At 49.2% G+C, this 13,307-nt stretch carries 18 protein-coding genes; 2 read left to right on the top strand and 16 right to left on the bottom strand.

All coding sequences use genetic code 11. From position 1 onward, the window contains the following. Positions 1–4: 4 nt before the first annotated feature. The 6 genes from R70723_RS19375 to R70723_RS19400 are packed head-to-tail and all read right to left on the bottom strand — an operon-like array spanning position 5 to position 5,406. Positions 5–838 carry a MetQ/NlpA family ABC transporter substrate-binding protein gene (locus tag R70723_RS19375; protein WP_039874491.1) on the bottom strand — a complete coding sequence of 278 codons (834 nt, stop codon included), beginning with the start codon at positions 836–838 and terminating at the stop codon, positions 5–7. A 12-nt stretch (positions 839–850) separates the two neighbouring features. Continuing rightward, positions 851–1,870 carry a uroporphyrinogen decarboxylase family protein gene (locus tag R70723_RS19380; RefSeq protein WP_039874493.1) on the bottom strand — a complete coding sequence of 340 codons (1,020 nt, stop codon included), beginning with the start codon at positions 1,868–1,870 and terminating at the stop codon, positions 851–853. A 30-nt stretch (positions 1,871–1,900) separates the two neighbouring features. Then, positions 1,901–2,560 carry a methionine ABC transporter permease gene (locus R70723_RS19385; RefSeq protein WP_039874495.1) on the bottom strand — a complete coding sequence of 220 codons (660 nt, stop codon included), beginning with the start codon at positions 2,558–2,560 and terminating at the stop codon, positions 1,901–1,903. Then, a complete protein-coding gene (locus R70723_RS19390; RefSeq protein WP_039874497.1) occupies positions 2,535–3,578 on the bottom strand; it encodes a methionine ABC transporter ATP-binding protein in 1,044 nt (347 codons plus the stop codon). The genes R70723_RS19385 and R70723_RS19390 overlap by 26 nt, the downstream gene beginning before the upstream one ends. A gap of 12 nt (positions 3,579–3,590) precedes the next feature. Then, positions 3,591–4,745 (bottom strand): amidohydrolase, encoded by a 1,155-nt coding sequence (locus R70723_RS19395; protein WP_039874500.1) that lies wholly within the window; start codon positions 4,743–4,745, stop codon positions 3,591–3,593. 4 nt (positions 4,746–4,749) lie between these two features. Beyond that, complete coding sequence (locus R70723_RS19400; RefSeq protein ID WP_039874501.1) at positions 4,750–5,406, bottom strand: GntR family transcriptional regulator; 657 nt, start codon at positions 5,404–5,406, stop codon at positions 4,750–4,752. A gap of 204 nt (positions 5,407–5,610) precedes the next feature. Between R70723_RS19400 and R70723_RS19405 the strand changes: the two genes are divergently transcribed. Together R70723_RS19405 and R70723_RS19410 are read left to right on the top strand one after the other, a co-directional pair. Beyond that, entirely contained in the window at positions 5,611–6,333 is a 723-nt protein-coding gene (locus R70723_RS19405; protein WP_052421388.1) for an ATP-binding cassette domain-containing protein, read from the top strand. Continuing rightward, positions 6,330–7,058: a hypothetical protein gene (locus R70723_RS19410; RefSeq protein ID WP_039874504.1), complete on the top strand. Its 729-nt coding sequence runs from the start codon at positions 6,330–6,332 to the stop codon at positions 7,056–7,058. The genes R70723_RS19405 and R70723_RS19410 overlap by 4 nt, the downstream gene beginning before the upstream one ends. A 65-nt stretch (positions 7,059–7,123) precedes the next feature. On the opposite strand, the gene R70723_RS19415 is transcribed toward R70723_RS19410, so the two are convergent. The 10 genes from R70723_RS19415 to R70723_RS19460 all read right to left on the bottom strand — a co-directional run bounded on the left by R70723_RS19415 (position 7,124) and on the right by R70723_RS19460 (position 13,264). Further along, positions 7,124–7,483, bottom strand: a complete 360-nt coding sequence (locus R70723_RS19415; protein WP_039874507.1) for a hypothetical protein — start codon at positions 7,481–7,483, stop codon at positions 7,124–7,126. A gap of 122 nt (positions 7,484–7,605) precedes the next feature. Continuing rightward, the gene (locus R70723_RS19420; RefSeq protein WP_231574751.1) at positions 7,606–8,100 is read right to left on the bottom strand and encodes a DUF2691 family protein; all 495 of its coding nucleotides are present in this window, start codon (positions 8,098–8,100) and stop codon (positions 7,606–7,608) included. 13 nt (positions 8,101–8,113) lie between these two features. Then, a complete protein-coding gene (locus R70723_RS19425) occupies positions 8,114–8,500 on the bottom strand; it encodes a hypothetical protein (RefSeq protein WP_039874510.1) in 387 nt (128 codons plus the stop codon). 33 nt (positions 8,501–8,533) lie between these two features. Beyond that, on the bottom strand, positions 8,534–8,866 hold the full coding sequence (locus tag R70723_RS19430; RefSeq protein ID WP_231574752.1) for a hypothetical protein: 333 nt from the start codon (positions 8,864–8,866) through the stop codon (positions 8,534–8,536). A 103-nt stretch (positions 8,867–8,969) separates the two neighbouring features. Beyond that, positions 8,970–9,341, bottom strand: coding sequence for a hypothetical protein (locus R70723_RS19435; RefSeq protein ID WP_039874511.1), 372 nt, complete (start codon positions 9,339–9,341; stop codon positions 8,970–8,972). A 122-nt stretch (positions 9,342–9,463) separates the two neighbouring features. Next, entirely contained in the window at positions 9,464–9,943 is a 480-nt protein-coding gene (locus R70723_RS19440) for a DinB family protein (RefSeq protein ID WP_039874513.1), read from the bottom strand. A 67-nt stretch (positions 9,944–10,010) separates the two neighbouring features. Next, a complete protein-coding gene (locus R70723_RS19445) occupies positions 10,011–11,498 on the bottom strand; it encodes a M56 family metallopeptidase (protein WP_039874516.1) in 1,488 nt (495 codons plus the stop codon). Next, on the bottom strand, positions 11,495–11,854 hold the full coding sequence (locus R70723_RS19450) for a BlaI/MecI/CopY family transcriptional regulator (RefSeq protein WP_039874518.1): 360 nt from the start codon (positions 11,852–11,854) through the stop codon (positions 11,495–11,497). The genes R70723_RS19445 and R70723_RS19450 overlap by 4 nt, the downstream gene beginning before the upstream one ends. 84 nt (positions 11,855–11,938) lie before the next feature. Then, positions 11,939–12,604 (bottom strand): hypothetical protein, encoded by a 666-nt coding sequence (locus tag R70723_RS19455; protein ID WP_039874523.1) that lies wholly within the window; start codon positions 12,602–12,604, stop codon positions 11,939–11,941. Positions 12,605–12,643: 39 nt separating this feature from the next. Then, positions 12,644–13,264 carry an HAD family hydrolase gene (locus R70723_RS19460; protein ID WP_039874524.1) on the bottom strand — a complete coding sequence of 207 codons (621 nt, stop codon included), beginning with the start codon at positions 13,262–13,264 and terminating at the stop codon, positions 12,644–12,646. Between the last annotated feature and the right edge of the window lie 43 nt (positions 13,265–13,307).

The following is a 13,307-nucleotide window of genomic DNA, read 5'->3' on the forward strand; positions in this document are numbered from 1 at the left end:
TTTCTTAGTTGTTGTCCCATGCTTCCGGCAGGATAAAGCCGTCATATTTCTCAAGTCCCTTAATGTATTCCTCGAACGTAGCCGACTCGTAAGCCGCCTTCAGATCCTTAGCCCACTGGGTGTTCTCATCCTTTTTGTTAACTGACACGATAATTCTGTGCTGCATAGGCGTGTTTTCGATTTTCAGCGCATCTGTAATTTTTCTGTCCGGCGAGTTGGCAATATAGTTACCGTTGACTACACCGTAATCCACGTCCTGTAGGGAAACCAGAATCTGTGCAGGGTCAAGAATTTTGATATCGATATTGAATTTGTCTGCCTCCATGCTGTTGATGTTGAAGTCGGCTACGCCAGCACCTTCCTTGATTTTGATCCAGCCCAGCTCCTCCATAATCCGCAGCGCACGCTCCTGGTTAACCGGGTCATTCGGAACAGCAACCGTTGTACCGTCTTTTACATCATCCAGTGTCGTATGATTTACGGAATACAGGCCCTGCGGAGCTCCCGGAACGTAAGCAATTCCAGTCATGTCTGCCCCGATTTCTTCATTAATAGCTTCCATGTAAGCTGTACTCTGGAAAATACTTGCGTCAATCGAGCCTTCCTTCATTGCCGGGTTAACCTGCATGTTCTGGGAGAAGGTTTTGATATCTACCTTATAGCCCTGCTCCTCAAGAATCGGCAGAATCGACTGGCGGAATTGCTCTTCATAGGTTCCCACACCAAATCCGACGGTGATTTCCTTCTTGTCTTCTCCTGCGCTTTCCGCTTCCTTATTGCCGCAGGCTGTCAGCACCGCCATAACCCCGATCAGCATAACCAATAATAATTTCTTCATTACCTTCATCTCCTATTCCAATACTATGTTTTTAAATTGCACTAACGCCTCATCTGTTACGTTCAGGGGGATCGCACAGTTTGGCGAGAGAATAAACGGCTGGTCCTTCATCACATTCAAAGCAGCTTTAGCCTGCTGCCTGATCTGCGTTATATCGTTCATGGCGAACAGGCCATGATCAACTCCGCCTACTTTAGTAGCTTTCAGATTGGCTCCAAGACCCGGATTGCCTTCGGCAACGGTATCCCAGCTGATGCCGTCGATCCGGTAATCGTTGAATTTCTCCGGCTGTGAATAGGCTCCGCAGGTATGCAGGATGTTTTTGCCGTAGCTGGCTGCTTCCAGGACGATGGAATCATAAGGTCTGGACAGCTCATCGAACATTGCTTCATCGAACAAGCCCGGATGTGCTGTACCTGTTACCGCATAGAACAACCCGTCGGAGCCCGCCTGCTGCAGCTCTTTTACATAATCGGCTAAGGTTAGCGAAATCACATGCAGTGCATGATGCGCCGCCGCCCGGTGCTCTTTGAACAGTGACTCCATTGTCACCGGCTGCTCGATGCCAAATACCGTTTTGGTTACATAAGCGGAGCGCCCTACGATAAACAGCAGCACCGTCAGCGGTGAGAATACCGTCTGAATCAGCGGGGTGTCAGGTAATCCCAGGCGTATCTGCTTAACGGCCTCCAAGTGCTCCTGGAAAACAGCCGTGTCCGCCGCTTTCTTCACTTCAAGCTCCCAGAGGTTCTCCGCCGCCGGAATTACGGTTGTCTTTTGGCGTGGAAAAACGGTCTGATAATCTGCAAAATCATACTGGTTGCCCCAGGCTTCAGCCAGATAGGTTGCCCTCGGATTGATTTTGACCCAGTCCCAATCATATTGCTTCGTGAAGGAGATGGTCGTTGCCGCCAAATCCTCTGCGGTCTGTTCCTTATCGATAAAATGGCGCCATCCGCTGACAATCGGACGATCTGCCCGCTCTCCGGATAATAAGGCTCTGAAACGGTCCTGCTTACTCCAATTACTCATCTGCCGGCTACCTCCAAGTATATGTAGTGTTTAGTGACGGCGAATTTTGCGCGCCAGTGTGTTGCCCAAAGACTGAATGCCCTGTACCAGAATGATAAGGATAATAACTGTGGCTACCACGACTACGGTGTCAAACCGCTGGTAACCGTAGACGATGGCCAAATCGCCGACCCCGCCGCCCCCGACCGTTCCGGCCATGGCCGTTGCCCCGATTAGACCGATTGTTGCCGTCGTTAACGAAAGAATCAGGGATGCAAACGCCTCGGGCAGCAGGAAGTGCCAGATTACCTGAAACGGGGTAGAGCCCATGGACTCCGCTGCTTCGAGAATTCCCGGGTTCACCTCAAGCAGGGAGTTCTCCACCAGCCGTCCGATATAAGGAGCGATGTAGATGATCAGCGGCACAATCGCAGCAGCAGTCCCGATCGAAGTATGAACTATTGCTCTTGTTAGCGGAATGATAGCTACCAGTAAGATGATAAAAGGCAACGAGCGAACGATATTGATGATCGGATTAAGGAGGGTATAGGCTGCCTTGTTCTCCAATATACCGCCCGGACGGGTGATTACGAGCAATATCCCGATAGGAACCCCCAGCAGGGAACCGAAAAACAGGGACACACCTACCATTTGAATGGTTTCAATAAAAGCCGTTAAAAACTGCTCACCGGTTACTGTGGTCGAGAACATGCGGATCCACCTCCTCTACGTCTACTCCATTGCTTTTCAGGAACGATACGGCCTTGTTAATCTCTGTTCCCTCTCCATCCAGCTGAATAATTACGGTTCCGAGCGTCTTCTCCTGAATCTCCGTCGTATTCGCGAACAAAATGTTGACCTTGACCTCGTTCGCACGGATCATCTCATAGAGCAGCGGTTCAGTGGTTGCAGCTCCGACGAAATTCAGCTTGCAGATCCGGCTGCCGGATCCGGTTTTTATGGATTTTTGCACACTAGGCGTTATGGTATTTTGAATGACGGTTTTCACAAAATTTTGCGTGGTGAGATGCTGCGGATGCCCGAATACATCCAGTACGCTGCCTTGCTCGATGATCCGTCCTTCCTCCATCACCGCCACCTTGTTGCAAATCTCCTGAATGACCGACATTTCGTGTGTAATGATCATCACGGTGATGTTGTACTCCGCATTAACCCGCTTCAGCAGCTGCAGTATCGAACGGGTGGTCTGCGGGTCCAGGGCAGAGGTTGCTTCATCACAGAGGAGAATGGACGGATTGGAGGCAAGCGCTCTGGCAATCCCGACACGCTGCTTCTGCCCGCCGGATAATTCATTCGGATAGCTTCCGGCCTTGTCGCTTAGTCCAACGAAAGCCAGCAGCTCCGTTACCCGCTTGCGGATCTCCTCTTTGCTCTTTTTCAGCAGGACAAGCGGGATCGCTACGTTATCGAACACCTTCTTTGATTCCAGCAGGTTGAAATGCTGAAAGATCATGCCGATATTTTTCTTAGCTGCACGCAGCTCCTTAACGCTGTAGGCTCCAAGATCATGTCCGTCAACCAGCACCTGGCCTTCGGTTGGCCGCTCCAGGTAATTGACCAGGCGGATCAGTGTGCTTTTGCCGGCGCCGCTGTAGCCGATTACGCCGAAGATGTCGCCCTTTTCAACCTTCAGGCTGATTCCCTTCAGGGCATCGATCGCGATCCCTTTCCGGGTGAATGTTTTATGCACATTTCTTATTTCAATCATGTTCATTCCCCCTTATGCTTGCAGCTTCTGCAGTGCCTGTTCTGCCAACGCTGCAAAATATTTAGCTGCCGGCAGGATTGCCGCCTCATCTACATCAAACTGCGGGTGATGCAGCGCATAGCCCGGACCAGCCCCGATATTTACAAACGCACCCGGGATCTGCTGTAAATACAGTGCGAAATCCTCTCCGCCCATCTGCAGCGGAATATCCTCTACCTTATATCCTGCATCCGAGGCGGCCTGCTTCGTAAAATCGGCCCATTCTGCATGGTTCACTGTTGCCGGCGGCCCCGGATACCAGAGCAATTTCGCCTCAGCACCGGCTGCTCCCGCGATGCCTTCGATGATACGCGTCATCTGGAGCGGAATTTCACGGCGGATCTCCTCATTGTAGGTCCGTACTGTACCTTCCAGCTCAACCAGCTCCGGAATCACGTTCCAGGTGAACCCTCCGTTAATTCTCGTAACGCTTAACACAACCGGCTCGATCGCGCTGCTCTGGCGGCTTACCACCGTCTGCAGCATGGTAATGATCTGCGCAGCAGTAACAATGGTGTCCACCCCTTTTTCCGGAGTTGCGGCATGGGCGCCAACACCCTTCACCTTAATCTCGAACCGGTCTACGCCTGCTGTCAGTGGTCCTGACCTTGTTCCAAACGTTCCTGTAGGCAGCTCCGGTGAATTATGCAGTCCGAATATGGCAGCCACGTCCTTCAGACCTCCGGATTCCAGTACACTTTCCGCCCCGTGGCCTGTCTCTTCCGCCGGCTGGAACAGGATTCTGACCCGTCCCGGTAATTCATGCTCACGGGCTTTCAGCAGCAGGGCAGCTCCCAAGATAACTGCAGTGTGGAAGTCATGGCCGCAGGCATGCATTTTTCCCGGTATCTCAGAGGCATAAGGCAAGCCCGTCTGCTCCTCAATCGGCAGTGCATCAATATCACAGCGTATAGCAACTATTGGCCCGTCGCCTTGTCCGACTTCGGCAATCAGTCCGGTTGCTAAAGGCAGGTCTAGAATATGTATGTGAGCAGCTGTCAGCCAGGCCCGCAGCTTCTCTGTTGTTCTGAACTCCTCATAGGCCAGCTCGGGCTCCCGGTGCAGATTTCTCCGCACCCCGATTAATTCGCCCTCCAGCTCGTGATCATTCTTATAGGTAAGATTCATAGGTTCATAACGCCCCTTTCATCCGCTCAAGTGCCGTAGCCAGACTGTTCAAAATATGCTCCCGCATCGCTTGCTCTGCACCGTCTTCATTTCTGTCCGCAATCATCTGCAGGATGTCGTTATGCTCTTCATCCGCCTGCGTATTCCAGTCCCCGTGCAGGGAGACATAACGGCAATAACGGAGCGAGCGGTCTCTAAGCTGGTTCAGCACCTTTTCAAAGGTCATAAGCCCGCTTATTTCCGACAGATAATCATGGAATTCAAAGCCGTAGGAGACAAAATTCTGTTTCTCGCCGAGCTGAAAGGATTGCTTGATCTGTGTCATCATCACGGTCAGCTTCTGAATATCTTTATCGGTTGCATTCTTCGCTGCGCTTCTGGCGATGTGGCCTTCAAGCATGCTGCGGATCTGAAAAATCTCCTCAACCTCTTTAAGCGATAACGGAGCTACCTTTAATCTTCCATTTGGCTGACGGACGAGAAAGTCCTCGTTCTCCAGTCTCTGAATCGCTTCTCGTAAGGGAGTGCGGCTGACCCCCAGCATTGCTGCCAGGTTTTCTTCGTTGACCGCCTGACCCGGCTCCAGCTCGTTATTAATGATTTTTTGCTTCAACGCATAGTAGGTATTATCCTTTGACAGCCTTCGTGATCGTATCTCCATACCTCTGATGCTCCCTATGTGAAAATGTACTTGAACTCATTAAATATAATTGTATAATTGTATACAATTATTATTTTAGTGCTTTAACGGAGTAACTGACTGCTTGTTTGGAAAGTTTTCTCTTTTTTCAAGCTTTTTTTCATACTATAAACCTATTATTCACACTAGTCAAGTATGATTTATAGGTGATAGGAGCTCACTAGAATGGTATACAAGCAAGATATCCCGCATGCCGGCAAATACGCTATCAACGTAGATGGCGCCAGTAAAGCTCTCCTCGGCACGGAAATTATCAGAAACGTATCATTTCACATCCCGTTTAACAGCATTTATTCCATTATCGGTCCTAACGGTGCAGGCAAAACCACCCTCCTGCGCCTGATCACCAGGCTTTTACCTTTAGACCAGGGTGATATCCGTTACGGCTTGGATGAGCAGGCGGTATCTGTCCTTCTGGAGAACGATTACTTATTTGAGGCCAAGACCGGCCTTAACAATCTGCGGGATTTCGGGATTTATTTTGGAGCAGACGCCGCGCAGGTTGAATCCACTGTATTCCAATATGCCGGGCTGCTGCAGCTGGACTCCGCGCTCGACCGCAAGGTTGCGACCTACTCCAAGGGGATGAAGCGGAAGCTTTCCCTGCTCATAACATTACTGCGTAATACGGAGATTCTGATACTGGATGAATTAACGTCCGGTGTTGATCCGGAGTCCAGAATGGTCATGCGGAGCGTACTGCAGCGGCTAAAAGCCGAAGGTAAAACCATTCTCATCACATCCCATGATCTGGCGGAGGTCCAGAAGGTCAGTGACTGGATTACTATTCTGGTAGACGGGCGTAACGCTGCGGTTATCAATAATGCGACTTTTGACGGAGATTTGGAACAGCGATTTTTCGACACATTGGAGGAACTTAGATCATGAATCTTCATCCGGTTAACCGGCTTAACCTGAAAGATGTAATGCGTAGTCCCTCTTATCTGAGTATGGCTATTATTGTACTGCTCGTTCCACTTCAGTCGGTTATACAGATATCCTACGGCAAATCTGATTCAGCAGGATTTACGGTGGCCTATACGCTGCTCACCTTGAATCTATCGGTCTATTTTCTGCTGAATATGTTAACGGTTGGCCTGATTGTCATCTCAGAAAAGAGTACCGGACGCTGCGAATATTACCTCGCCAATAAGCTGGATGTTCATCGCCTAACCTCGATCTACAGTCTATCCTCCCATTTGCTGTGTATAGGGCCCATTGTCTTTCTGAACATTCTCATTATGGGGTACGCTTCAATTATGAAGCAGGAGATACTGCAGGAGGTATATTTCAGCACTGCCTTTGTCTATTTCGCAATTACTTTCCTGCTGTTTACCCGCAGTGTAACGAGTGTAATGACGCTGGTTTCCATGTTATCAACAACGCCGGAGCGGATTCGCACCGCCTTGTCTGTTGGTTCTGTGCTGTTCGTATTTGGAGCAACGCTGACCGGAACGCTCATTAACAAGCTGGGATGGGTTCCCGGCCACAGCTCGATTACCTGGACCATCGGTTCAAGCCTGCTATTGCTTACTATACTGTGTGCCGTAGTTCAGCATATGTTGAAGAAGAGATTAAGCAATGAAACGGTGATTCTTGCTCTTAGACAATAGAGGCCTTGTGCAAAAAACACGAAAAAGCCCCCGCCATTAGCAGCAGGAGCTTATGTACATACACACTAAACCTTGAACAGCACAATAATCTCTGTCAGCAGCACCAGACCGGCCGCAGATACACCAAACGAATTGATCAGCGTGAGCGCCTCCGGATAAGATTCTTTACGGAATTGGGAGCACAGGGAAACTGTCCACAGCACGGTGAAAAAGAGTCCTACCGATCCGCAGCCCTGCTCCGCCAGAGCACGTCTTCTGCGGGAGAAAAAGGTGCCCAGCCCGGCAAAAGTGAACAGCATATAAATGACCAGCTCCGCGGTTGAAATCGCGATAATCTCCCCGGCCGAAAAAAGATGCATTAAAGTGTACTGAATGCACAGCCCCATAAACACAAGCAGGTTAAAGGAAACTTTGGGTAAGCTCAAGTCCTATTCCTCCATTTGCGCAATAATGTATAGCAGCATTTAGATAACGCTTACATTATAATTGCAAACGGTTTCCTTTTCTGTGACTTATGATTCTACATGCCTAATAATAATCAGCGCCGCTACCAGGCCGACAACCTCGTTCTGAAATCATTTTCATCTGTCGTGTATTGCACGTTGCTGTAGCCCTGTGATTGTGCATTCAAATACAGCTCCGCCAGTTTGTCCTGATCCTTACAGTAAACCGCAGCATACACACAATCCACAATGATTAGTACAAACTGGCAGTCACTTTTTACGTACTCTTCGTACGTCTGAACATTGACCACCTTCGTCCCCTTCGGAAAAGCCTTCAGGTCTGCAAAAATAATATAGTACTCGTTATTCTCTACAATATCCTTAAGCACGACACCGTCCATATCAAATAGCTGATTAGGGAAAAGAGGGTCTGTAATAATCTCTTCATTACAGAAATAAGCCTCCTCGCCCCCGTTATACCAGTCATAGGCAGCAGTATCGAACGGTTGCAGGAGATCTCCCAGGAAACGTCCGCGCTCATTCGGAATCTCACAGGTCAATCCCCTTTTCTTCATTCCTGTATCGCTTGTAATATTCATTTATGCTCCTCCATTATCCTCCAAGTGCCACTATAAGGCTGCTGATCAGCATTAATATCGAAACCGGTGCCCAGATTCTTCGTTCCCGGACGCTTTTGGTAATAAGATTTAGAACAGAAGCTACCACGGAAAAAGCGACTACGAACCAGACAGCCACATCCGCAAGCTCCCGCCAGCCGGGCAAAAGAATGTCCGCTTTACTAAGCACTATCAGCGCAAGCAGAGCAAGAATTACAATCTGAATCAGGCACGCCACTCGCATAGGAGCCGGAAGCCTTCCAGGAAACTTTCCGCCCATCGCATACTCTCCCCAGGGCATACCTGCAGCCAGTGCTGCCTGAAACAAAATGACTATAGTAATCAGGATTGAAAAGCCGGTTGCTGCCAGGGTTAGGGTCATTGTTGGTTCCTCACGTTTCTGGAGGGTAATAGTTCAATCTGTTTTTACCAAAATATCATTGTATATTTGTGTTACCTCGGCATATCCGACTACTCGGCTGCCCTCCTGAATTGTTAACACTCTGCCGATCCATAAAGTACGAGGGTAATATTCCGGAGTTATAAAAGTAATAGTCCCCATTACACTATCCCCTGGTTGTACCATAACATCTCCATAATATTTATGTATACCCGTCGTTAAATAATCATCTTTCACCAAATGTGCCGGACGGTAGCCTGATTGCACTGGCCTATTTCGGCCATTGCCTTTCCCGTCACTTTTTAACAGAGTTATTTTTGCAGCAATATGTGGTAAGTATGGAATCACCCGATTACTTCCTCCTCCTATTATTTTATTTTTTATCCCTTATCTCACAAAGAATTTCTTCGATTCCTTCCATTTTCTCATGGCACGTATTTCACTTATAGATTTAATCTGTAGAATACCGTTTGGCTAACTTCCAATTTAAAAACAGATTGATATCACTTACTGCATCTATAATTGTTCCCCTGTATTCTTCATTTTGCCTTAGTTCCTTTAAAATAACCGGCTTTACTAATCTCTTATCAAGCACTCCCTTTGTCCTTGCGATATGAGCTAATCCAAACACAGCATTTGCTCTTACATGAGCATCTTTATGCTGTGCTAATTCCAAACATAAATTTTGAGCCATTCTCCAATTAGGGTGATGCAAGCCTACTGATATCGGTAACAGAATCAGTTCTTCAATCACCTGACGATCTAGAATCTCTTTGATTTCCAGTCCGGTGTACTCACGTATTTCTTGATATTTTCGTTCCATAGAATGCTCCCCATTTATTTGGTACTTCTCCTTTCGCCTCTACTACACAAAAAGCACCGGAAACCCGCGGCTCTGTGCGCTTTTCCAGTGCTAATTTCAGATTTACTAAGCCTTCAAAGAGGCTAACTATAAAACAGGCCCCTGCCGACAAAATTGGCACTCACCGGCTCTTTACCGATCTCCCGGGCCCAGACGGACAGCTGGCCGGTATGGTGGATTTCGTGGGCAATCAGGTGCCGCATAACCTCTCCGCACGGATGGGGCACCTCTGTGCCGTCATCCAGGATGTCAGTCATCATCCGGTTCTCCTGACTGTCATTCCAATTATAAACGAATGGGGCAAGCTCTGCATGGCAGCGCTCCGAGAACTCTTGCACCAGCTGCAGGCTGGCTACCTCCCCGAAGTCAGGAACGTGAATCTCACGCTGCTCAATACCACCGCAGATCCAGCCGTACTCCACAGCCACAATATGATAAAGCGTAGGCAGAAAATAACCGATACCGCCGGTACGCTTCTTCATCAGCTCCTCCATACTCACCGTTTCACACCAGTTGAACCATTCCTTGCGGACCTGCCAGTTGTATTCAAACAGCTTTTGCATGGTTACAGCCTCCTGTAAGCGTATTGTTTGGCGGAATACGGGCAACTAATTACTGACTGATCATGTGTTATAAGTCTACCGGCAAAACTCCCTCTACACGGTCAATCAACTGATGCAGCCCTGCTTCATCTGTAGCATACAGTTGGATATCTCCTTCGAGCTGCTTGGCGAGCTGTTCCCTTTCAAAGGTAAAGCTGTAGGTTATTTCTCCATTTGGAATAAAGCCATCCGTAAGCGGGTAGGTGACTGCCCCCATCCGGTCAGTAAGGACAACGGTTATACTGTCCACGTTGTCGATCAGGCTAAAAAGCACAATGGAATTGCGGTAGAACGCATCGCCGCTGATCGCACCATTTTTGGTCACACCGGCTGAATCCTGCATGTCATATTTAATAGTCAAGCCATACGGCGGAGCCACCGTCTGAAGCTCCATCCCCGCAGGCTCCAAACCCTCCGGCACCGGCAGGCCGCCGATTATTCCGCCAACCTTGCTGGCAGCACCCACGTAGGGTGTGCGGTTTTTTAACAGCTGCTCCACCTTGTAGCCTTTATAAGCCTGCTGTACTGGGGGCACTTCAACCTGAGGCTTTGGATTAACTATACAAACAGCAAGGATAATGGTGATTACGATAAACGTAAATGCGGTGATCCATGGGGAGGGCTGGCGGTAGGCGAGAATATTTTTGATTCTGGATTTCACATTCCCTTCGCCAAAAGCAAGCGGACTGCCTGCCGGAACTCCCCTTTTGCCTGAGGCAAGCGTGAGCAACGAGCTAGAATAGCTCCCTTTAATCCCGCTGCCCAGCTTCCGCACGACCGTTTCATCGCATGACATTTCCATATCTTTGCCCATAAGCGCGTATGACAGCCACATCAGGGGATTGAACCAGTGAAGGATGAGCAGCAGGAAGGCAAACGGCTTAATCAGATAATCCATCCTGCGGATATGCGTCTGTTCGTGCAGTATGATATAGGGCAGCTCCTGACTGCTCATTGTGGTAGGAACGTAAATCTTTGGCTTAATAAAACCGCACACAAAGGGCGCTGCAATCTGATCCGACTCATAAATATTTTCTTTAACAAGCGTTGCCGTCCGCAGCTTAACAGTAATGCGCACATAGGATACAACGCTGTAGAGTAAAAGAATGGCTGCCCCTGTCAGCCAGATCATACTTCCCGTCCACAGGATGAGCTGCAGCGGATTTACGCTGGCGGTCTGTACAGCACCCGGAAGTGAGCTGTTAATCAGCCTGCTTACTCCATTAATACCTGCATCCACAGCCGGAAGGAACTGCAAACCAATGTCAGGCGGTACAAAATTCATAACCCCTGCTCCAGCCCCTGTCTGTGAGTGAGGCTGAAACAGCCGCAGCAGACTGAAGTCCGAAGTGAAGCTGACAGGCAGAACCAGTCTGATTCCTACGGCGGACCATAGCAGATAGGAGAATATTTTGGGCGCACGGCGCAGAAATAACCTTATCAAAATCACTGCAGCTGCCACATAGCTCGCTGTAATGCTCATATTGAGGACAGAGATAAACCGCTCCGTAATCATCGGGTCGCCTCCTCAATGATCCGCTTCAGCTCCTCTGCCTCCTTTTCGGACAGCTTCTTTTTGCCCAGAAAAGCAGTTAGAAATTGCGGCAGCGACCCCCCGAAGGCTTTTTCCACTACCGTCTCGCTTTCGTGCTGCTGTGCCTCTGCTTTTTTGATAATAGCTGTAACGGTTGCATCCTCGTTCTTCAGAATTCCCCGCTCACACAGCTTTCTGAGCACGGTATAGGTAGTAGATTTCTTCCAGCCCAGCTTGGTCTGGCTCAGCTTCACCAGCTCTGTTGAATTAATCGGCTCGTTATCCCAGATCAGGCAGGCGAACTTATACTCGGCATCAAACAATTTATAGGCTTCCATGCAGCTCCTCCTCATATCAAGTTTACTGTAGTAAACCTCATGTGATGAGTTTATTGCAGTAGACCTCGAAAGTCAAGCCGCTGCTCAGCTCTTTGGCAGACTCACCGGCATTGCCGTTCGGGAAATCCTGATCAGTCCGGCTCCAAGCACAACAAACCACACCGCAGAAGCCAGCTGACATATAAACGTTGCAGTTGTCCCGATCAGCCAGGGGAAAGACCCGATCAGGTCGAGGACCCCGGCAGCAAAACCCAAATAGGCACAGGACCTGCCGAGCGGGCTTTTGAGGATAACCAAACTCAGTACAATCGTTGCAATCCCCATGATAAGCGCCGCCGTATGCAGTCCCCCGTAATACATGCTGAACATCAGCCTGAGGCTCTCTGCAGAAATTTCAATATTAAAGACTGGGTAAACCACTCTCCCGAGGATAATGACAAGCAGTATGTAAACGGGAATGCTGAGCGCCAGAAGTGCACAGCCCACCAGGGTTTTGATCCAATCAGTCTTTACCAGAACATGATATAGCGCAGCAATAGCCGGTATCAGACACAGCGGGGCAAAGAACAGCAGCTCATCCGCCATGGACATATTAAATTTCCACTCGGCCAGCCATGCCATCAGCTCAGGATCAGAGGTCATTGGAGGAGCAGGTACCGGCAGCATAAACAGATACTGTATCCAAAAGAGGACCCCCGCCACAATCAGCGCAACTCCGCCAAACTTAACAACACTCGATTTTCCGTGCATGTGTTTCAGCTCCATCCCTGGCTAATTTGGAGGTAAGGCTTAATTGAACAGCTCCAATAGATCACTGAAGCGGTTAATCGTATAATCCGCACCACTGGCCGCACCAAACCCGTAGCTGGCAAAAACAAACGGAATTCCGGCAAACGCTGCGGCCTTCTGGTCCCCTTCCGTATCTCCCACGTAGACCGGATTCTCCAGCTTGTTTCTTTGCATGATCAGCCTAATATTCTCTCCCTTGGACAGCCCTGTCCGGCCCGGATTCTCATAGTCGTCGAAGAACCTGCCCAGCTGATGATACTCGTAAAAAGCCTCGATATACCCCTTCTGACAGTTGCTTACAATGAACAGCTTATATTGTGCCGATAAAGCCGTAAGCACGGCTTCAAGCTCTTCATATAACACGCCGCCCTGCTTAGCCAGGTAGTGACACTCGGCCTCACAGCACTCGTCCAGAAGCTTTTGCTGCACTGCCTCTTCCATACCGGGAAGCAGGATTGTGCCAACCTCGGCCGGCTGCAGGCCCATAATCCCCTGTAAATTTTCCTTGGTGATTACATGCGGAATATCCGCATACCTGCGCAGCACATCATTCCACGCCACCGTCACCACCTCCGAAGAATCCCACATCGTCCCGTCCAGATCAAAAATAATGCTGTCCATATTAGCCTCCGATACGTTTTTGGATTATCTGCTTACTATTTGA

The sequence above is a fragment of the Paenibacillus sp. FSL R7-0273 genome, assembly GCF_000758625.1.
In the GTDB taxonomy this organism is placed as follows: Bacteria; Bacillota; Bacilli; order Paenibacillales; family Paenibacillaceae; genus Paenibacillus_AQ.

Coding starts and splice junctions, on each gene's coding strand:
- R70723_RS19440 (WP_039874513.1), bottom strand. CDS start 9,943: ATGCAAAAGCTGTTTGAATACAACTGGCAGGTCCGCAAGGAATGGTTC.
- R70723_RS19455 (WP_039874523.1), bottom strand. CDS start 12,604: ATGCACGGAAAATCGAGTGTTGTTAAGTTTGGCGGAGTTGCGCTGATT.
- R70723_RS19420 (WP_231574751.1), bottom strand. CDS start 8,100: ATGAATATTACAAGCGATACAGGAATGAAGAAAAGGGGATTGACCTGT.
- R70723_RS19385 (WP_039874495.1), bottom strand. CDS start 2,560: ATGTTCTCGACCACAGTAACCGGTGAGCAGTTTTTAACGGCTTTTATT.
- R70723_RS19375 (WP_039874491.1), bottom strand. CDS start 838: ATGAAGAAATTATTATTGGTTATGCTGATCGGGGTTATGGCGGTGCTG.
- R70723_RS19450 (WP_039874518.1), bottom strand. CDS start 11,854: ATGGAAGCCTATAAATTGTTTGATGCCGAGTATAAGTTCGCCTGCCTG.
- R70723_RS19395 (WP_039874500.1), bottom strand. CDS start 4,745: ATGAATCTTACCTATAAGAATGATCACGAGCTGGAGGGCGAATTAATC.
- R70723_RS19460 (WP_039874524.1), bottom strand. CDS start 13,264: ATGGACAGCATTATTTTTGATCTGGACGGGACGATGTGGGATTCTTCG.
- R70723_RS19410 (WP_039874504.1), top strand. CDS start 6,330: ATGAATCTTCATCCGGTTAACCGGCTTAACCTGAAAGATGTAATGCGT.
- R70723_RS19425 (WP_039874510.1), bottom strand. CDS start 8,500: ATGACCCTAACCCTGGCAGCAACCGGCTTTTCAATCCTGATTACTATA.
- R70723_RS19435 (WP_039874511.1), bottom strand. CDS start 9,341: ATGGAACGAAAATATCAAGAAATACGTGAGTACACCGGACTGGAAATC.
- R70723_RS19400 (WP_039874501.1), bottom strand. CDS start 5,406: ATGGAGATACGATCACGAAGGCTGTCAAAGGATAATACCTACTATGCG.
- R70723_RS19390 (WP_039874497.1), bottom strand. CDS start 3,578: ATGATTGAAATAAGAAATGTGCATAAAACATTCACCCGGAAAGGGATC.
- R70723_RS19445 (WP_039874516.1), bottom strand. CDS start 11,498: ATGATTACGGAGCGGTTTATCTCTGTCCTCAATATGAGCATTACAGCG.
- R70723_RS19380 (WP_039874493.1), bottom strand. CDS start 1,870: ATGAGTAATTGGAGTAAGCAGGACCGTTTCAGAGCCTTATTATCCGGA.
- R70723_RS19405 (WP_052421388.1), top strand. CDS start 5,611: ATGGTATACAAGCAAGATATCCCGCATGCCGGCAAATACGCTATCAAC.